At 65.5% G+C, this 20,251-nt stretch carries 14 protein-coding genes; 12 read left to right on the top strand and 2 right to left on the bottom strand.

Features of this window, described 5'->3' with window-relative positions; genetic code table 11:
• Nucleotides 1-33: 33 nt before the first annotated feature.
• From RRF64_RS02415 to groL, 3 genes are all read left to right on the top strand, one after another.
• Nucleotides 34-8,709: a GH36-type glycosyl hydrolase domain-containing protein gene (locus RRF64_RS02415; RefSeq protein ID WP_323844226.1), complete on the top strand. Its 8,676-nt coding sequence runs from the start codon at nt 34-36 to the stop codon at nt 8,707-8,709.
• Nucleotides 8,710-8,825: 116 nt separating this feature from the next.
• The gene (locus RRF64_RS02420) at nt 8,826-9,272 is read left to right on the top strand and encodes an Hsp20/alpha crystallin family protein (RefSeq protein WP_323844227.1); all 447 of its coding nucleotides are present in this window, start codon (nt 8,826-8,828) and stop codon (nt 9,270-9,272) included.
• A gap of 93 nt (nt 9,273-9,365) precedes the next feature.
• Nucleotides 9,366-10,988 (top strand): chaperonin GroEL, encoded by a 1,623-nt coding sequence (gene groL / locus RRF64_RS02425; protein WP_323844228.1) that lies wholly within the window; start codon nt 9,366-9,368, stop codon nt 10,986-10,988.
• 42 nt (nt 10,989-11,030) lie between these two features.
• Here groL and RRF64_RS02430 read toward each other — a convergent pair whose 3' ends face one another.
• The gene (locus tag RRF64_RS02430; RefSeq protein ID WP_323844229.1) at nt 11,031-11,579 is read right to left on the bottom strand and encodes a GNAT family N-acetyltransferase; all 549 of its coding nucleotides are present in this window, start codon (nt 11,577-11,579) and stop codon (nt 11,031-11,033) included.
• A gap of 131 nt (nt 11,580-11,710) precedes the next feature.
• The gene (locus tag RRF64_RS02435) at nt 11,711-12,259 is read right to left on the bottom strand and encodes a GNAT family N-acetyltransferase (protein ID WP_323844230.1); all 549 of its coding nucleotides are present in this window, start codon (nt 12,257-12,259) and stop codon (nt 11,711-11,713) included.
• Nucleotides 12,260-12,391: 132 nt separating this feature from the next.
• On the opposite strand from RRF64_RS02435, the gene RRF64_RS02440 reads away from it, so the two are divergent.
• From RRF64_RS02440 to RRF64_RS02480, 9 genes are read left to right on the top strand one after another with little or no spacing between them, the layout of a single operon-like run.
• On the top strand, nt 12,392-13,543 hold the full coding sequence (locus RRF64_RS02440; protein WP_323844231.1) for a 4Fe-4S dicluster domain-containing protein: 1,152 nt from the start codon (nt 12,392-12,394) through the stop codon (nt 13,541-13,543).
• Entirely contained in the window at nt 13,540-14,022 is a 483-nt protein-coding gene (locus tag RRF64_RS02445) for a cyclic nucleotide-binding domain-containing protein (protein WP_323844232.1), read from the top strand. The genes RRF64_RS02440 and RRF64_RS02445 overlap by 4 nt, the downstream gene beginning before the upstream one ends.
• Complete coding sequence (locus RRF64_RS02450) at nt 14,019-14,837, top strand: FAD/NAD(P)-binding protein (RefSeq protein ID WP_323844233.1); 819 nt, start codon at nt 14,019-14,021, stop codon at nt 14,835-14,837. The genes RRF64_RS02445 and RRF64_RS02450 overlap by 4 nt, the downstream gene beginning before the upstream one ends.
• A gap of 22 nt (nt 14,838-14,859) precedes the next feature.
• Entirely contained in the window at nt 14,860-15,654 is a 795-nt protein-coding gene (locus RRF64_RS02455) for an NADH-quinone oxidoreductase subunit B family protein (protein WP_323844234.1), read from the top strand.
• Nucleotides 15,647-16,966 (top strand): Ni/Fe hydrogenase subunit alpha, encoded by a 1,320-nt coding sequence (locus tag RRF64_RS02460; protein ID WP_323844235.1) that lies wholly within the window; start codon nt 15,647-15,649, stop codon nt 16,964-16,966. The genes RRF64_RS02455 and RRF64_RS02460 overlap by 8 nt, the downstream gene beginning before the upstream one ends.
• A complete protein-coding gene (locus RRF64_RS02465; protein WP_323844236.1) occupies nt 16,963-17,448 on the top strand; it encodes a hydrogenase maturation protease in 486 nt (161 codons plus the stop codon). Before RRF64_RS02460 ends, RRF64_RS02465 begins: the two co-directional genes overlap by 4 nt.
• Nucleotides 17,430-17,702, top strand: coding sequence for a hydrogenase/urease maturation nickel metallochaperone HypA (locus RRF64_RS02470; RefSeq protein ID WP_323844237.1), 273 nt, complete (start codon nt 17,430-17,432; stop codon nt 17,700-17,702). Before RRF64_RS02465 ends, RRF64_RS02470 begins: the two co-directional genes overlap by 19 nt.
• Nucleotides 17,692-20,007 carry a carbamoyltransferase HypF gene (gene hypF / locus RRF64_RS02475; protein WP_323844238.1) on the top strand — a complete coding sequence of 772 codons (2,316 nt, stop codon included), beginning with the start codon at nt 17,692-17,694 and terminating at the stop codon, nt 20,005-20,007. Before RRF64_RS02470 ends, hypF begins: the two co-directional genes overlap by 11 nt.
• Nucleotides 19,998-20,249 (top strand): HypC/HybG/HupF family hydrogenase formation chaperone, encoded by a 252-nt coding sequence (locus tag RRF64_RS02480; protein ID WP_323844240.1) that lies wholly within the window; start codon nt 19,998-20,000, stop codon nt 20,247-20,249. Before hypF ends, RRF64_RS02480 begins: the two co-directional genes overlap by 10 nt.
• Nucleotides 20,250-20,251: the final 2 nt, after the last annotated feature.

Here is a 20,251-nt window from a genome sequence, read left to right on the forward strand (position 1 = left end):
ACAGACAGCTCCACGCGCGGGCGCAAGTTTTTCTTGCGCCGCAAATCGCCACAGGTCGAGCCGGCACCGAAAAAGGGGGCCGCGGCGGAACCAGACAAAACGGGCCGGGATGAAGAGCAGAAGCGAATAGAGGATATAGCGGCGCTCGCCAAGCGCCACCGGCACCTCATCGACAGCGGGCGCCCCTACCGGCTGAAACCGCAACTGCGCGAACTGGAACGACATTTCCAGGACATTTACCGGCGCCTGGCCGCGCGCGTTGAGGCGGGCGAGAAGGGCACGCGCAGCGAGGAGTGGCTGCTGGACAACCGGCACGTGGTCCAGGAAGCGCTGGAACTGGTGCGCGAATCCCTGCCTTCGAATTACCTGCGCCAGTTGCCGAAGATTTCCGCGGACGGGCGCACCGACCTGCGCGCGCGCTCACTCGCCGAGGCGCTGGTGGCGGACGTCGCCCAGCCGCTGGATATCGAATCCATCCAGCAGCTGCTCGAGCAGTACCAGCATGAGACGGTGCTGACCACCGGGGAACTCTGGGCGTTGCCGGCACTGCTGCGCCTGAGCCTGCTGCAACACCTGTCGCGGTTCGCCGAGGATGCACTGGCCGCGCAGGCACAGGAAGCGGCGGGTGAGGCCGCCGAAGCGGACAGTGTCGGCATCGCCAGCGCCGTTATCAGTCTGCGCGAACTGCGCAGCTGTGACTGGCGCGACTTTGTCGAGTCTCTCAGCCGCGTCGAGCGCATTCTGCAGTCGGATCCGGCGGCCGCCTACGGCAAGATGGATTTCGAAACCCGCGACACCTACCGCGGGGCAATTGAAAAGCTGGCGCGCGGCAGCGGCCGCGCCGAGCACCAGGTCGCGCAGCATTTGGTTGAGTTGAGCGATGAGCAGGCGCCCGACAGTCGCCAGCAGCATATCGGTTATTACCTGCTGGGCGACGGGCGGGCGCAGCTGGAAGCGGCGCTGGACTACCGCCCGGGTTTCGCCCAGCGCCTGTACCGGTCACTGTTTCGCCGGGCGACAGTCGTCTATTTTTCCGCGCTGGCAATTTTCTCCCTCCCGCTTCTGATCGCGCTCGCCGTCTACCTGGTCTCCGGCGGAGCCGGCTTTGGTCTGACGCTGCTGGTGCTGGCGCTGGCCGCGGTACCGCTGCTGGGCCTGGCGCTGGCGCTGGTCAACGGGCTGATCACGCACAGCCTGCCGCCGAGCAAGCTGGCCAAGATGGATTTCGATGACGGTGTGCCGCAGGCCTGCCGCACCGCGGTGGTGATGCCGGTGCTGTTTGCCGACGAGGAAGATGTGCAGAAAATCCTCGAGTGCCTGGAGATCAACTTCCTCAACAATGACGACGCCAATCTTGTCTACGCCGTGCTCAGTGATTTTGCCGATGCCGACTCGGAGAGCGTCGACGAGGACGAGACGCTGTTGCGGACTGCACGGGAGTCCGTGGAGGCGCTGAACACGCGCTATGCAGACAGCGAGGGCAGGGCGCCGTTCCTGTTGTTGCACCGCGAGCGGCGCTGGAATCCGGCCGAGGGCTGCTGGATGGGCTGGGAGCGCAAGCGCGGCAAGCTGATCGAATTCAACCGCCTGCTGAAGGGCCGCGACGACCACAGTTTTGCCAGCTGCATCGGCGACCGGAGCCAGTTGGAGGGCATCCGCTACGTCATCACCCTGGACGCCGACAGCCAGATGCCGCCCGGCACGGCGCGGCGCCTCGCCGGTGCCATGGCCCACCCGCTGAACCGGGCGGTGGTGGACCGGGAGAGCCAGCGAGTGGTGGCCGGCTACGGCTTCTTGCAGCCGCGGCTGGAAACCGATCCCGCCGGTTCCGCCGACACGCTGTTCACGGAAGTCTTTGCCGGCGATCGCACCGTCGACCTCTACACCCACGCGATATCCGACGCCTACCAGGACCTGTTCGGCGAGGCGATCTTTGCCGGCAAGGGCATCTACGATCCAGTGGTTTTCTCGCAGACTCTGGCCGGGCGACTGCCGGAAAACGCGATACTCAGTCACGACCTGCTCGAAGGCGCCATCGGCGGTGCCGGGCTGCTGTCGGATGCGGTTTTCTACGAGCAGTACCCGCCCAATATCTTTGCCTTCCTGCGCCGCTCCCACCGCTGGATCAGGGGCGACTGGCAGCTGCTGCCGTGGCTGCGCCGGCGTGTACCGGTCGAGGATGGCAGGAAAGTCGAAAACCCGCTGCCGCCGATCCACCGCTGGAAAATTGCCGACAACCTGCGCCGCAGCCTGGAGGCGCCATGCCTGCTGGCGCTCTTCCTGCTCGCGTGGAGCGGCTGGCTGCCGGGCAGCGCCTGGGCCTGGACCCTGGGGCTGCTGGTGCTTTCCGCCGCACCGGTGTGGCTGGAGTTGCTGTCGATGCTGTGGCGCAGTGTCGCCGATCCGCGCAGGGCACACCGTCACCTGCGAGGTGGCCCGGGCCTGTTGCAGCAGCGGGCCCTGCACTGGCTGCTGTCGCTGGCACTGCTGCCGAGCCAGGCGGTCAATGCGGTGGATGCGATGGTGCGCACCCTGTACCGGCTCGGCATATCCCGCCGCCACCTGCTGGAGTGGACATCCGCCGCCCATGTGAATCGCTCCGTGCGCGCGGCGCTGACCGCCAACGGTACCTGGCGGGCACTGTGGGTTTCGCCGGCGCTGGCCGCGCTCACGGCCGTGGGGTTGCTCGCGCGGGCGCCGGCCAATCTGCTGCCGGCCGCGGCGCTGCTGCTGGCCTGGCTGCTCGCGCCACCGCTGATCCAGCGCATCAACCGGCCCCGCCGGGTCGAGGTGCCGATCCTCACCGCCGCGGAGCGGCGCGAGCTGCGCCTGTTGAGCCGGCGCACCTGGTTTTTCTTCGAGCACTTTATGGGGCCGGATGACCACTGGTTGCCGCCGGACAACTACCAGGAGGAACCCCTGGCGGTGCTGGCGCGCCGCACTTCGCCCACCAATATCGGCCTCGGGCTGCTCAGTATCCTGAGCGCCTACGACTTCGGCTACCTGGACCTGAACCTGCTGCTGGCGCGGCTCAACAACAGCTTCGATCGCATGCGCGGGCTGGAGCGCTACCGCGGGCACTTCCTCAACTGGTACGAGACCCGCGAGCTGCACCCACTGAATCCACGCTATGTGTCCACGGTGGACAGCGGCAATCTGGCCGCCAGCCTGCTGACCCTGGCCCGCGGCCTGGAGGAACTCGAAACCCAGCCATTGGGCGGCCGCCAGCTGGTGCTGGGGATCGGCGACACGCTCGGTGCGGTGGCGGAAACCCTGCAGCCCCCGGATACGGCGTCCATCCCGGCAGAGGTCCAGGAGATCATCCGGCAGATAACGCTGCTGCGCGAGCGACTGGACCCGGGCATTGACGCGGGGCGTGACGAGGGTGCCGACGAAGGCGAGGCAAAAGGCGCGGCAAAAGGCAGCGAAGAGAAGCGCTGGTGGCAGATCATCGACGAAATTTACGAGCGGGAGGTACCGGCGCTGCAGGAGCGCGTGCTGGCCGCGATCGAGAGCGATGAGCAGAATTTCAGCGCAGAGGCGCTGGCGCGCCTGCGTCACTGGCTCGATGAACTGCATCACCACGCGGTGGCCGCGCGGCGCTACCAGGAAAACCTGGAGCCCTGGCAGCGCCTGATCGAGGCGCCGCCCCGTGCATACCGGGAGCAGGCCGGTTTGACGGCAAGCTTCCGCGCCCTGGCGGAAGTCCTGGAGGCGCCGGTTGCGTTGGAAACGCTGCCGGCAACTTGCGACGCCGCGGTACAACAGCTCGTCGCGCTCGAAAGTGCCCTGGGCGCAGGTGCAGCAGCGCAGCGCGAAGAAGCGGATGTCTGGAACCAGAAGTTGCGCGCTGCGCTGCAGACAGCGCGCAACAATGCCGACGGCTACCGTCGCGACCTGCGGCGCCTGGCCCGGCGGGCGCGGGACTGGGTCGAGGAGATGGACTTCGCCTTCCTGTACGACCCGGATCGCCACCTGTTCCATATCGGCTACAACGTCACCGACGCCGCACTGGACCCCAACTACTACGATCTGCTGGCTTCAGAATCGCGGCTCACCGGATTTCTGGCCATCGCCAAGGGCGACGTCCCGGCGCGCCACTGGCGCCATCTGGAGCGCCCTTTCCGCCGGCTGCACCGCCGGGTGGTGCTGATGTCCTGGAGCGCCACCCTGTTTGAATACCTGATGCCGCGCCTGCTGATGGAAACCCCGGACGCGAGCCTGATGGGGCGGGCCTGCCGCACCGCGATCGACATCCACCGCGAATTCACCGGCCGCTTCGGGCTGCCCTGGGGCATCGCCGAATCCGGTTATTACGAACTCGACAGCCACCTGCACTACCAGTACCGCGCCTTTGGTGTGCCGGGCATCGGTTTTCGCCGCGACCTGGGCGAGCGCATTGTGATTTCGCCTTATTCGTCGATGATGGCCCTGCCGTTCAACGCGGCGCAGGTGATGGATAACCTGCGCCAGCTGCGCGCCCACGGCGCCTACGGCCAGTTCGGCCTCTACGAGGCGATCGATTTCGGCCGCACGGCCAAACCGGCGCCGCGACGGGCGCGCACGGTGCGCTCCTATATGAGCCACCACCAGGGCATGATCCTGCTGGCGCTGAACAATTTCTTTCACGGCGACATCATGCTGCGGCGCTTCCACGGCGACGCGCGCATCGCCGGCCTGACGCCGCTGCTGCACGAGCGACTGCCCGCCGCGCCACCGGCTCTCAAGCCGTGGAAACGGCCCGGGGTCATGCGCACTTTTCACGCCGAAGTGGCGCTGGAGACCTGGCCGGCGCAGTTGCAGCGGCCCTTCCCGCAGTACAACCTGCTGTCGAACGGCCACTACACCCTGGTGCAGGCGGCCGACGGCGGCGGTGGCAGCTACTGGCACAACATCGCGGTGACGCGCTGGCAGCCCGACCCGACCCGGCATCAGTGGGGGCACTGGAGCTATGTCCGCGACCTCGACAGCGGCGAACTCTTCTCCGTGGGCCTGGCGCCCTGTGGCGGCGACCCCGCTAACTGCAGCGCCAGCTTTTCGCCGCAGGGCGTCGAGTTGCAGCGGCGCCAGGCGGAACTCTTCTGCCGCCTGCACATAGCCCTCAGCTCTCAGCACGACATTCAGGCGCGGCGCCTGCTGATCAAGAACGAGAGCGACCGCGAGCGGCGCCTGCTGCTGGCCGACTTCGCCGAGGTGGTACTGGCGCCGGAACGGGAGGACCAGCGCCATCCGGCATTTGCCAAACTGTTTGTGGAGAGCCAGTACCTGCCCGACGATCAGGTGATGCTCTATCGGCGCCGGCCGCGCGGCAGCAATGAAAAGCCGATCTACCTGGCCCACTGCGTGCTGGTGCAGGCCGGCGTGCGCCACCGCCTCGGCTGGGAGACGGACCGCATGCGCTTCCTCGGCCGCGGCGGCTCACCGGCGCGCCCGCGGGCGCTGCAGGACGGGCTGGCCGGCTTCAGCGGTACCACCGGCCCGGTGCTGGACCCGGCGATCGCCTCGGCGCAGGAGTTGGTGGTGCCGCCGCAATCGGAGATACAGGTGGTCTACCTGACCGGGGTGAGCAAATCCCGGCGGGAACTGTTACAGGTACTGCGCTCCTATCGCTCCCGACCCAAGGCGAACTGGATATTCGATCTGGCGCGCATGCAGTCGGAGCACGAGGTGCGCCACCTGCATATCGCGGCCGGGGACATGCACTGGATGATGGACCTGCTGTCGGCAGTGCTGGCCCCCGTAGGCGGCCTGCGCGCGCCGTCGCGGGTGCTCGCCCGCAGCCGGCATATTCAGCCGGGCCTCTGGAGCCGCGGCATCTCCGGCGACAACCCGATACTGCTGGTGCAGATCCGCAGCGAACTGGAGATCAACTTTGCCGAGCCGATACTGCAGGCGCACACCTACTGGTGCGGCCGCGGTGTGGGTGTTGACCTGGTGATCATCGACGAGGAGTCCGCCGGCTACGCGCAGCAGACCCGCGACCGATTGCAGGAGATGATCGCCGATATCCGCGGGCGCACCCTGCGCAAGCTCGCCGGCTCGGTGGTCATGGTGCCGGGCCAGGAGCTGCCCGGCGCCGAGCGCATACGGCTGCTGGCGGCGGCCCGCGTGATCCTGGATTCCGCCGCCGGCCCGGTGCCCGCGCAGCTGGAAAGCGGCGCCGCCGCGCTACAGGCACAGCTGCAGCCGCTGCCGCCCTTTGTGCCGGTGCGTCCCGCCGACGATGCGCCGCAGCCCACGCCCGAACTGCGGCGCCCGGACGACCTGCTGTTCGACAATGGTTTCGGCGGCTTTTCCGCCGACGGCCGCGAGTACATCCTGCACCTTCAACCCGGAACGCCGGGCGATCCGGGCCAGCGGCCGCCGGCGCCCTGGGTCAACGTCATCGCCAATCCGGATTTCGGCTGCCTGGTGTCCGAGGGCGGCTCCTGCTGTACCTGGAGTGGCAACAGCGGCGAGCACCGGCTGACCGCCTGGAACAACGACCCGGTGCGCGATCCCAGCGGTGAGGTACTCTACCTGCGCGACGAGGAGACCGCCGAGGTCTGGACGCCGACCCCGGCGCCGCGGCCGGCGGACGCCGCCTATCAGGTGCGCCACGGCGCCGGCTATACAGAATGGCGGCATAACAGCCACGGCCTGGAGCAGTCCTGGCACGTCACCGTAGACCGCGAGGCGCCGGTCAAGATTGGCCGGCTGACCCTCAAGAACTGCTGGGACAGGCCGCGGCGCCTGACCGCCACCTATTATGTGGAATGGGTACAGGGGCTGACCCGCGCGGGCAGCTGGCCGCACCTGATCAGCGAGTTCGATTCGGAGAGCAACGCGCTGCTGGCCCGCAACGCCTTCGTCCCCGACGCGAAACCCGGCGTGGCCTTCCTGACCGCGAGCCTGCCACCCCACGGCCTGACCACCGACCGGCACGAATTCCTCGGCAGCGCCGGCGGGCTGGCGGCGCCGGAGGCGCTGTTCCGCATCGGCCTGTCGGGGCGGGTGCAGTGCGGCGACGATCCCTGCGCCGCCTACCAGCTGCATATTGACCTGGCCGCCGGTGCAACCCAGCAAATCTATTTCGTCATGGGAGAGGGCAGCGACAGGGCGCGGGCCCTGGCACTGGCCGGGGAATTCCGGCAGCCGGACAGGGCCGAGGCGGCCCGCGTCGAATTCGCGCAGTTCTGGGAAGACTATCTGGGCACTGTTCAGGTGGCAGTGCCGGACAGGGCCACGGAGCTGCTGGTCAACCGCTGGCTGCCATACCAGACGCTGGCCTGCCGCCTGTGGGGGCGCAGCGGTTTCTACCAGTCCAGCGGCGCCTTCGGTTTCCGCGACCAGCTGCAGGATGTGCAGGCGCTGCTGTGGACCCACCCGGAGTGGACCCGCGAGCATATACTGCGCGCCGCCTCGCGCCAGTTCCAGGACGGCGACGTGCTGCACTGGTGGCACGAGAATCCCCTGCGCGGCGTGCGCACCCGCTGTTCCGACGACCTGCTGTGGCTGCCCTTCGTCACCGCCCAGTACATCCGCACCACCGGCGACTACGAGATCCTGGACGAGCCGGTTTCCTACCTGCAGGGGCCGCCGCTGGCCAAGGACGAACACGAGCGCTACGCCGAGTACGACACCAGCGACGAGTCCGGCTCCCTCTACGAGCACTGCTGCCGCGCGATCGAGCGCGCCGGCGCCGTGGGCCCCCACGGCCTGCCGGTGATCGGCAACGGCGACTGGAACGACGGTTTCAACCGCATCAGCACCACCGGACGCGGCGAGAGCGTGTGGATGGGCTGGTTCCTGCTGCGGGTGTGCCGGGATATGGCGCCGCTGTGCGATCACATCGGCGACACGGCACTGGCGGAGCACTACCGCGCGCTGGGGGAAAACTTCCGCCAGCAGGTGGAAGACAGCGGCTGGGACGGCGCCTGGTACCGGCGCGCCTACTACGACGACGGCACGCCGATCGGTTCCAAAGAGAGCGACGAGTGCAAGATCGACCTGATCGCGCAGACCTGGTCGGTGCTGTCGCAGGAAGCGCCGACCGACCGCGCCCGCGAGGCGATGGCGTCGGCCTATCGCCATCTGGTGCGCGAGGACGCGCGACAGATACTGCTGCTGGAGCCGGCCTTCGACCGCACCAAGAAGGACCCCGGCTATATCAAGGGCTATCCGCCGGGCATTCGCGAGAACGGCGGCCAGTACACCCACGCCGCCACCTGGGCGGTGTGGGCGGCCGCCGGCCTCGGCCACAGCGAGCGCGCCTGGCACCTGTTCAACCTGCTGAACCCGATCACCCACACCGCCGACGCCGAGGGCGTGCAGCGCTACCGCACCGAGCCCTATGTGCTGGCCGGCGATGTCTACGGCGTGCCGCCACACGTGGGGCGCGGCGGCTGGACCTGGTATTCCGGCGCGTCCGGCTGGCTGTACCGCGGCGCGCTGGAAGCCTTGTTGGGCGCGCGGATTCTCGACGGCGACAGCCTCGAGATCAAACCCTGCCTGCCGCAATCCTGGGAAAGCTACCGCCTGTCGCTGCGTTTCGGCGCCAGCCGCTACGATATCGAGGTGCGAAACTGCGGCGGCTGTCCGGAAAAAATTGCGGAGCTGACATTGGACGGTGAACAGGTCTCTGGCGAGCGCATCCCGCTCGCGGACGACGGCGCTGAGCACCGGGTGAGCGTGGTTTTCGAGCCGGCTGCGCCAACGCCCGGTCAATAGGCCTTCTTTGGTGCCCACCTCGGTTCACGGGCGATCCGCTGGCTATAATTTTTTCGTCAATACCCACCGCCTGAGGGCGCAATTTCACGGCAAATTCAAGCGAGGCAATTATGAAAATGCCAGCCAAAAGACCCACTGACCTGTGGCACCGCTTCCAGGAGGATTTCGACCAGCTCACGCGGGCCATGGGCGAGCGCTGGCCCTCCCTGTTCGAGGAGGAGGGCGAAATGGCGACACGCGAGTGGATGCCATCCGTCGATGTGATCGAGGAGGACAACCAGTTCCTGGTCAAGGCGGATATCCCCGGTGTGGACCCCAAGGATATCGAGGTCACCCTGGACGGCGGCAACCTGGTCATCCGCGGCGAGCGCAAGTGGGAAAAGGAGGAGAAGAAAGAGGGCTATATGCGCACCGAGTGTTCCCACGGCATGTTCTACCGCCGCTTCAACCTGCCCGAAACCGCGGATCCGGAAAAGATTTCCGCCAAGGGCAAGGACGGCGTGCTGACGGTGACCATCGGCAAGCGCGAAGTGTCCAAACCCAAGCGGATTTCCATTCAGTAACGGCGCGCCGCGGTATGTGAAATCTTCCTCCGATAAGGGCCGTGCAGGCCCTTATCTCTTTCGACGCAACAGGTTTTTCAGCGACTGACACTTATGGAAACCAAGGAAATCAAATTCGGCACGGACGCGCACACGCAGCTGATCGCCGGCGCGGCGATACTCGCCGACGCCGTCAAGGCGACGCTCGGGCCCAAGGGCCGCAATGTCATTATCGAGAAGCGCTTCGGGCCGCCGGCGGTGACCAAGGACGGCGTATCCGTGGCCAAGGAGGTGGTGCTCGAGGACAAGTTCCAGAATATGGGCGCGCAGATGCTGCGCGAGGTGGCCGCCAAGACCTCGGAAGTGGCCGGCGACGGCACCACCACGGCCACGGTGCTGGCGCAGGCGATTATGCAGGAGGGCTTCAAGGCGGTGGTGGCCGGCATGAATCCGATGGATATCAAGCGCGGCATCGACAGGGCCGTCACGGCCGCCGTGGAGCAGCTGCAGCAGCTGTCCATTCCCTGCGACACGAGCAAGGCAATCGCCCAGGTCGGCACCATCTCCGCCAATGGCGACGAGGATATCGGCAATATCATCGCCCAGGCCATGGACACGGTCGGCCGCGACGGTGTCATTACCATCGAGGAGGGCTCCGGCCTGGTCAACGAACTGGAGATCGTCGAGGGCATGCAGTTCGATCGCGGCTATTTATCCGCCTACTTCGTTACCGATCGCAGCGCCATGCGGGTGGAGCTCGAAAATGCCTACGTGCTGCTCTACGACAGGAAGATCGGCAATATTCACGAGTGCCTGCCGCTGCTCGACCAGGTGGCCAAGACCGGCAAACCGCTGCTGTTCGTCGCCGAGGATATCGAGGGCGATGCGCTGGCGACCCTGGTGGTCAACGCGATCCGCGGCACCATGCACGCGGCCGCGGTCAAGTCGCCGGGCTTCGGCGATCGCCGCAAGGCGATGCTGGAAGACATAGCCGTGATGACCGGCGGCAAGGTGATTACCGAAGAGCTGGGCCTGACGCTGGAAAATGCGACCCTGGAGGATCTGGGCCGCGCGCGCAAAATCATCGTGACCAAGGATGACACCACCATCATCGGCGGCGCCGGTTCCGAAGAGGACATCGCCGCGCAGATGGAAAAAATCAAAGGAGAGCTGGAGCGCAGCACGTCGGACTACGACAAGGAAAAGCTGCGCGAGCGCCTGGCCAAGCTGTCCGGTGGCGTGGCGCTGATCAAGATCGGTGCGGCCACCGAGATTGAAATGAAGGAGAAGAAAGACCGGGTGGACGATGCCCTGAATGCCACGCGCGCCGCGGTGGAGGAGGGCGTGGTGCCCGGCGGCGGTGTGGCGCTGATCCGCGTGTTGCAGGCGCTGAAAAAGAGCAAGCTGAAAGGGGCCAACCACGACCAGGATGTGGGCATCGGCATCGCCGTCGGCGCCCTGGAACGGCCGCTGCGGGAGATCGTCAACAATGCCGGTGAAGACGCCTCTGTCATTATCAACGACATCAAGAAACGCAAAGGCAATTACGGCTACAACGCGCAGACGGAATCCTACGGCGACATGATGGAGATGGGCATTATCGACCCCACCAAGGTGGCCCGCTCGGCGCTGCAGAATGCCGCCTCCATCGCCGGCCTGATGATTACCACCGCGGCGATGATTGCAATTGTGCCGGCGGCGCAGGAGAAACTGCCGCCGATGGAAGGGGGGCTTTAGCTATAGCTTTAGCTTTAGCTTGCCTCGCGCGCAGCCCGCGGTCTAACCGGCTGTCAGGTCGAGGCTGTAGATCACCTGGGTGTGGTCGTCCGGGTCATAGTGGCATTCCCAGCCGTGTTTCTGCGCGAACGCATTCAGCGCGAGGTTATCCGCCGCGTCCATCGAATAGAGGCGTGCAATGCCGCGGGCGCGAGCCGACTCGATCAGGCGGTTCAGCAGCAGGGTGCCGAGGCCCTGCCGCTGCCAGGCGTCGGTCACTACCACCGCGCATTCGCCGGACTCGCCATCCGGGTCCAGGGCATAGCGGGACTCACCGATCGCCGTTTCTCCTCCTTCCCCGTCGATGAGCGCAATAAACGCCTCTCGCTCGGCGTGATCGATATCGGTCAGCTGCTCCAGCATTTTCTGGCTCGGCTTGCCGATACCGGCGTGAAAGCGAAAGTGCAGGGCATCTGGCGACAAGGCGCTGAGGAACTGCCGCTGCAGCTCGATATCGCCCCGCTCCAACGGGCGGATCTTTACCACCTGCCCGCCGCTCAGCTTTTCCGTTACCGCCCTGGTTAATGCCTCTAGGTGCTGTGTTCCGGACATGGTCTCCTGTCTCCTCTCCAGCGGAACCGCCGGCTTCTGCAATCTGAGTCAAGCATAGTCGTTGGCGGTTGTCGGCGGTCAACCGCGGGGAATCGTTGATTCCGGAATCTCTCCGGGCTCAGGCCTGCAGCCTATGTCGCCGCCAGGTCGAGGGTGTAGATCACCTGTGTGTGGTCGTCGGGGTCCGCATTGCTGTCCCAGCCCATTTCCCGTGCCACCTGGCGCAGCTTGAAGTTCTCCGCCGAATCGATCGAGTAGAGCCGTTCCAGGCCGCGCGCGCGGGCCGACTCGATCAGGCGGTTGATGAGCAGGGTGCCGAGACCGTGCTTCTGCCATTCGTCGGCCACCACCACCGCGCACTCGCCGGCCTTGCCGTCCGGGTCCAGCGCGTAGCGCGATACGCCGATTTCCTTTTCTCCGCCGTCCTCCTGGATCAGTGCGATAAAGGCCTCGCGCCGGTCGTGGTCGATATCGGTCAGCTCCTCCAGCATTTTCTGGCTCGGTTTGCCGACGCCGGCGAGAAAGCGGAAGTGGCGGGATTCCGGCGACAGGTTGGTAATGAACTCGCGCTCCAGCTCGATATCGTCGCGGTTCAACGGGCGGATCTTTACCACCTGACCGTCACTCAGCTTCTCCGTTACCGTTCTGGTTAATGCCTCCTGGTGCTTTTCTCCGGACATTGTCACCTGTCTCCTCTCAGGCCGAACTGCCAGTTTCTACAATCTGCATCAATAATAGTTCTGTGTAGTTGCTACCGGCCAACCAGGCACATTCATTTACGCGCAGGATTACGCCGGGCGGGGCGCCCAATAATGCAAGAGTTCGTACTGCAGGCAGACGACCTGGATTTGCTGATCCAGGCCATTCGCGGGGAAGGCTACCAGTTGTTCGGGCCGCGACTCCGCGATGGGGCCATTGTCTACGATGAGATCAATTCCGCTGCCGACCTGCCCAGGGGCTGGACCGACGAGCAGGAAAAGGGCCGCTACCGGGTTGTTCGACGGGACGACGGCGCCTATTTCGGCTACGCAGCCAGCCCCCATTCGTGGAAGAAATTCCTGCAGTTGCCGCGGCGCCAGGTGTGGCGCGCGCAGAAAAATAATCGCGGGCTGGAGATCACCGAGATTGTCGAGGAGGCGCCATCGATGGCGTTTATCGGTGTGCGCAGCTGTGAACTGCACGCCATCGCCGCACAGGACCGCGTCTTTATCGACGACCGCTACCGCAACGACAGCTATGCGCAGCGGCGCGAGAAGCTGTTTACCGTGGCGGTCAGCTGCACTTCTGCCGCGGCCACCTGTTTCTGCACCTCGATGCATACCGGGCCGGAGGTGACGCTGCCTAGCGACCTGGTGATGACCGAAGTCAGCCATGGCGGTGAGCACTACTTCCTGATCGGCAGCGGTTCCAATCGGGGCGGGCAGATATTGCAGCGGCTGCCGGTGAAGCCCGCGGCCAGGCAGCACCTGGAAATGGCGCAGAGTGCCGTCCGGCGTGCGGTCCAGCAGATGGAGCAGGGACCGCGCAGCTTCGACAGCTCGGATCTGAAGGAACTGCTGTACCGCAACTATGAGAGCCCGTCGTGGGATCAGGTGGCGGAGCGCTGCCTGTCCTGTGCCAACTGCACCATGGCTTGCCCCACCTGCTTCTGTTCCACGGTGGAGGACACCACCGACCTGACCGGCGACCAGGCGGCGCGCTGGGAGCGCTGGGACTCCTGCTTTACTGCGGACTTCAGCTATATCAGCGGCGGATCTGTGCGCCCGGACACGCGCTCCCGCTACCGCCAGTGGATGACCCACAAGCTGGCGACCTGGTACGACCAGTTTGGCACTTCCGGCTGTGTCGGCTGCGGCCGCTGCATCGCCTGGTGCCCGGTGGGTATCGATCTGACCGAGGAAGTGCGGCGCATCCGCGCCCTGGAACAATCGGGTCCTGATAAAACAATTCCGGAAAAACAATGAAAACCATTGCCGATCTGCTGCGCGAGCACCCCTTCTTCCGCGACCTGGCTGCGGCGGACCTGGAATTTATCGGCGGCTGCGGCGAAAACACTATCTACAGTGCCGGGGATTATCTCGCGCGGGAGAACGAGGCGGCGGATCACTTCTTTGTGATCCGCAGCGGGCGTGTCGCGGTGGAAACCTTCCTGCCCGATCGCGGCCCACTGTGCCTGCAGACCCTGCACGACGGCGATGTGTTCGGCTGGTCCTGGCTGTTTCCGCCCTACATCTGGACTTTCGACGCGCGCGCACTGGATGAGGTGCACGCGATACGCCTGGATGGCAAGTGTCTGCGGGAAAAATGCGAGGCGGAGCCCAGGCTCGGCTTTCAACTGATGAAACGCTTCGCCCGCATGGCCACCGAGCGGCTGCAGGCGGCGCGGATCCAGCTGCTGGATGTCTATGGGCAGCGGCCGCCGCTCCTGGGCGACGAGCAGTGATACCGCTGCTGTACCGTATCGAGCACCGGCAGGAGGAATATCCCGGCACTTTTACCCTGCAATTGTCGATGGCGCAGGGGCGTGCAGTAGCCGATCCTGAGGCGGGGCGCCCAGGCCAGTTCAACATGCTCTACGCCTTCGGTGCCGGTGAGGTGCCCATCTCTGTGAGCGGCCCGGTATCGACGGACGGCGCGCTGGTGCACACCATCCGCACCCAGGGACTGGTGACCCGGGCGCTGCAGCGCCTGGGGCAGGGCGAGCAGCTGGGTGTGCGCGGCCCCTTCGGCTGCGGCTGGCCACTGGAAAGGATAAGAGGCAGGGATTTGCTGATCATTGCCGGCGGCCTCGGACTGGCGCCGCTGCGCCCGGTGGTCTACAAACTGCTGCAGGACGAGCAGGGCGCCCGCCGCGTGCGCCTTTTCTACGGCGCCCGCCGGCCGCAGGAAAGACTCTACCGGCGGGAGCTCACGCAGTGGGCGCAGTCGACGGAACTGGTGCAGTCGGTCGATCACGCCGACAGCGCCTGGCCGGGCCATATCGGCGTGATCACCGACCCGCTGGCGGCGGCGCAGATAGACACAGGCAAGGCCCTCGCCTTCGTCTGCGGGCCGGAGATCATGATGCGCTTCTGCATTCAGACATTGATTAAAAAAGGACTGCCGGAATCTGCCATCTACCTGTCGATGGAACGCAACATGAAATGCGCCACCGGCCACTGCGGCCACTGCCAGTGGGGCCCGAATTTTATCTGCAAGGACGGGCCGGTGTTTTGCTACAGGGATATCCACTCATGGTTGCGGATACGCGCCCTGTGATAACAATCAAGTGGGCTGTGCGTTGAGTAATAACCGAAGCAAACCCAAGCTGGCGGTGTGGAAGTTTGCCTCCTGCGACGGCTGCCAGTTGAGCCTGCTGGACTGCGAGGACGAACTGCTGCAGCTGGCGGACACCATGAATATCGCCTATTTCATGGAGGCATCCAGCCGCCAGGTCGAGGGCCCCTACGACCTGTCGCTGGTGGAGGGCTCCATCACCACCGCGGCAGAAGAGCGGCGCATCCGTGAGGTGCGCGCTCAGTCCCGCGCGCTGGTGACCATCGGCGCCTGCGCCACCGCCGGCGGTATCCAGGCGCTGCGCAACTTTGCCGACGTGAAGGAATTTACCTCTGTCGTCTACGCGCACCCCGAATATATCGCCACGCTGAAGACCTCAACACCGATCAGCGCCCATGTGCCGGTGGATTTCGAACTGCAGGGCTGCCCCATCAACAAGAAACAGTTGCTCGAAGTGATCAGCGCCTTCCTGCACCGGCGCCCGCCGCAGGTGCCGCCGCACTCGGTGTGCATCGAGTGCAAGCTGCGCGGCAATGTGTGCGTCTGGGTCGCGCACGGCACGCCCTGCATGGGCCCGGTTACGCACGCCGGCTGTGGTGCGGTTTGCCCGAGCTACAACCGCGGCTGCTACGCCTGCTACGGCCCCAAGGAGAACCCCAATACCCAATCCCTGTGCCACTGGTGGAAACAGGAGCTGGGCGCGGATGAGGCCGCCGTTATCGAGAACCTGCGCAATTTCAATGCCGCTGCACCGGCCTTTGACGAAGAGAGCCGTCGCCAGGAGTCGGGCAGTGACTGAGAGCAAAACCATCAAGGTCGATTACCTGGCGCGGGTGGAGGGCGAGGGCGCGCTCTATATCCGCTACGACGACGGCGGTGTGCACGACGTAAAGCTGAAAATCTTTGAGCCGCCGCGTTTCTTCGAGGCCTTTATGCGCGGGCGCGATTACCTGGAAGCGCCGGACATCACCGCGCGCATCTGCGGCATCTGTCCGGTCGCCTATCAGATGAGCGCGCTGCACGCGATGGAGGATGCGCTGGGCCTGGCGCCGACGCCGGAGCTCCGCGCGCTGCGCCGGCTGATCTACTGCGGTGAGTGGATCGAGAGCCACACACTGCATATCTATATGCTGCACGCGCCGGATTTTCTCGGGTATCCGAGCGCGGTGGCGATGGCGAAGGACCATCCGCAGATCGTTCGGGACGGCCTGCAGATCAAGAAGGCGGGCAACGCGATCGTGAACTTGCTCGGCGGCCGGGAGATACACCCGATCAATGTGCGCGTGGGGGGCTTCTATCGCGTGCCGGCGGCCACTGAGCTGCATCCTCTGCGGGAGCAGCTGTTACAGGCCCGCGATATGGCGGTGGAAACCGTGCGCTGGGCGGCGTCGCTGCCGTTTCCGAAGTTCGAGCGCGCCGCAGACAATCAATACGAATTCGTCGCCCTGTCCAATCCGCGCGAATATCCGATGAATGAGGGCCGCATCGCCTCCACCCGCGGCCTGGACATTGCCGTGCGCGACTACGACCACCACTTCCGCGAGGAGCAGGTCGACTACACCAACGCGCTGCACAGCGTGATCAACGCACGCGGTGCATATTTCGTCGGTCCCATAGCGCGCTACAACCTGAATTGCGATCGCCTGTCGCCGCTGGTGCGACAGGTCGCCGATGATATCGGCTTCCCGCCATTCTGTGCCAACCCGTTCCAGAGCATCGTGGTGCGCAGCCTGGAAGTGCTCTACGCGTTTGACGAGGCGCTGCGCATTATCGATAGCTACCGCGAGCCGCAGCAGCCCTACCTGAAATCGGAACCGCGGGCAGCCACCGGTTGCGCGGCCACCGAGGCGCCCCGGGGCCTGCTCTACCACCGCTACAGTATCGACGAGCGGGGCAAGATCACCGATGCCAAAATAGTGGCGCCCACTTCCCAGAACCAGAAGACCATCGAAACCGATCTGCGGCTGATGCTTCCGCAGTATCTCCACTTAACCGAGGAAAAGCTGCAGCACCAGTGCGAGCAGGCGATTCGCAATTACGACCCGTGTATCTCCTGCTCGACCCACTTTCTGAAGCTCCACCTGGATCGCAGCGACAGGAGCGCAGAGTGACGGACCGGGCGATCATCAGCCTCGGTAACCGCTTTCGCGGCGATGACAGCGTCGGGCCCTATATCCTGCACAGAATTCGGCAGCATCTCGGTGACATGGTGCCCTGTATAGAAAACGGCGGCGATATGACGCAGCTGTTGGAGCAATGGCGGGACCGCCGGGTCTGCCTGGTGGATGCGGTGCTCGCCGAGGGGCGTGCTGTCGGTGACGTGATCCGTCTCGACGGCCTGGCCGCACCCATTGCACACAGCGTGTGCGGCACTTCCAGTCATGGCCTGAACCTGGCCGAGGCGATCGAACTGGGACGCGCTGTGGGCGCGCTGCCGCGCAGCCTGGATATCTACGCGATCTGTGGCGAAAACTTCGCGACCAGCGCCGCGCTCTCTCCCGCTGTCGCGGCCGCGGCCGCAGTCGTCGAGCGGGAGATCGTCAATTTCCTTATGGCACAGACAGGAGGTCCGCCGTGCACGAACAGTCCCTGATCAAGGATTTAACGGAGAAGATTCGTCTCCTTCGAAGTAATGAAAAAGGCCGGCTGGTGGCGGCCAAACTCAGGCTCGGCGCGCTGGCCCATATATCCGCGGAACACCTGCGCGAACACTTCGAGCGGGAGACCGCCGGCACCAGCCTGCAGGGCCTGCGGCTGGAGATCGAAGAATTAACCGATATCCACCACGTCCAGGCCCAGGACATCGTGCTGGAGAGCCTGGAGTTTGCAGAAGACCATGACCACTGAGCGCAGGCATCTCGAGATCGCGGGGCTGGTGCAGGGCGTCGGCTTTCGTCCCTTCGTCTACCGCTTGGCCAGGGATTTCGGTCTCTGCGGCTGGGTGTCGAATGACACCCGGGGCGTGCGCCTGGAAGTGCAGGGTGAGCGCAGAAGCATCCTGGAGTTTGTGCAGAGACTGCAAACGGACAAGCCCGCACATGCCAGTATCAGCAGCCTGTTTTCGGAAATCATACCGCTGCAACAGGAGTCGGATTTCTCGATCCGGCCGAGCGCGGCTGGGGCGCGGCCATCGGCCACCCTGTTGCCGGATCTCGCCCCCTGTGACGACTGCTTGCGCGAATTGTTCGATCCGGCCGATCGCCGCTATCGCTATCCGTTTACCAACTGCAGCCACTGCGGCCCCCGCTTCAGCATCGTCGAACGGCTGCCGTACGACCGCGCCAACACGTCGATGAAAGATTTCCCACTCTGCGCTGCGTGCCAGCGGGAATATGCGGATCCGCTGGACCGCCGCTTTCACGCCGAACCCAATGCCTGTCCGGCATGCGGGCCGGAGCTGACACTGAGCGATGCGCAGGGGAGAGCGCTGGCGCGGGGAGACGCAGCGCTGCTGCAGGCGGTGCAGGCGGTCGATACAGGCCGGATCGTCGCGCTGAAGAGTGTCGGCGGTTTCCAGTTGCTGGTGGATGCGGCCAATGCCGCTGCGGTGTCCCGGCTGCGCCAGCGGAAGCAGCGACCGCATAAACCCTTCGCGCTGCTGTACCCGGATATCGAATCCGTGCAGCGGGACTGCCATGTCTCCGCGCTGGAGAAATCACTGCTCTCTATGGCGGAGCGGCCGATCGTACTGCTGTCCGCGCGCCCGCAGGCCCGGCTGCGTATCGCCAGAGGTGTGGCGCCGCGCAATCCGGATCTCGGCATCATGTTGCCCTGCTCACCGCTCCACTATCTGTTGATGGCGGAGCTCGGGCGGCCCTTGGTAGCGACCAGCGGCAACCTGTCCGGCGAGCCGATCTGCCGCGATAACAGGGAGGCGCCGGCGCGGCTCGGCGCAATCGCCGATCTGTTCCTCTGGCACAACCGGCCCATCACCCGCCCGCTGGACGATTCGGTGGTGCGGGTAATCGACGGGCGCGAGACGATCCTCCGCCGCGCGCGCGGTTTTGCGCCGCGGCCGCTGGCATTGCCGCGGACCCTGGGCGGCGGTGACATGCTGGCGGTGGGGGGCGACGTGAAAAATGCCCCGGCCGTCGCGCGCGACAATACCGTCTACCTGGGCCCGCATATCGGCGACCTGGAGCACTGCGCGGCACTGGTGGCCTTCGAGCAGGCCATCGCGGATCTGAAGGCTTTCTACCAGTGTGCGCCGCAGAGGGTGGTCTGCGACCTGCATCCCGGTTATGTCTCCAGCCGCTGGGCGCGCCGGCAGCGGGCCCGGGCGATCGGCACACAGCACCACGTGGCCCATCTGTTTTCCTGCATGGCGGAACACGACTACGTGGGGCCGGCGCTGGGCATCTGCTGGGACGGCACCGGCTACGGTGCGGACGGCGTGATCCGCGGCGGTGAATTCCTGTCCTGGGACGGCGACGGCAGAGTTCGGCACGTCGGCAACCTGCGCGCCTTTCCGCTGCCGGGCGGCGAGGCCGCAATCCGCACGCCGCGGCGCCAGGCCGCGGGACTCCTGTATACGACCTTCGGCAGTGCCGTCTTTGCTGCCGAATATATGTCGGAAAACTTCAGTCCCACAGAGCGAGCCGTGCTGGCGAGGATGCTTGAACGCCGGATCAACACGCCGCTGTGCACCAGTGGCGGTCGCCTGTTTGATGGCGTCGCCGCGCTGCTGGATCCACAGCTGGCCGTCAGCTTCGAGGGGCAGGCGGCCATGGGATTGGAATTCGCCGCGCGCGACTCGCACACGGATCGCGACTATCCCTTCGCGTTGCGCGAGAGCGGCGACCACTGGACGCTGGACTGGGCGCCGATGATTGCCGCCCTGCTGGGCGATGGCGCGCGGGGCGTGTCCGCGGCGGAGCGGGCGGCGGTCTTTCACAACACCCTCGCCCGGATGATGTTGGCGGTTGCGGCAAAGGCCGGTCACGAACATGTGTTTCTGTCCGGCGGCGTCTTCCAAAACCGGCGCCTGACGGAGACCGCCGCGCGGTTGCTGCGTCACAACGGCTTCCGTGTGCACTGCCACCGGCAGGTGCCGCCAAATGACGGCGGCATAGCGCTGGGCCAGATCTGCTACGCGGCCTGCATGGACGCTTGCGGCAGCAGCATGGACGAGGGCGGAGCGCTATGTGTCTAGGCATTCCGGGTCGCATTGAGGAAATACTGAACGCGTCACCACTGGAGCGCAGTGGCCGGGTGAGCTTCGGCGGCATCTGCAAGGAAATCAACCTGGCCTATGTACCGGAGGCGCGCGTGGGCGACTTCGTGATCGTGCACGTCGGCTTCGCCATCAGCCGCATCGATGCGGGAGAAGCGGGCAGAGTGTTCCGCTATCTGGAACAGATGGACGAGTTGGGCGAGCTGGGTGAGTCGGAATAGGG

The sequence above is a fragment of the Microbulbifer magnicolonia genome (assembly GCF_035117725.1).
Lineage (GTDB): Bacteria > Pseudomonadota > Gammaproteobacteria > Pseudomonadales > Cellvibrionaceae > Microbulbifer > Microbulbifer magnicolonia.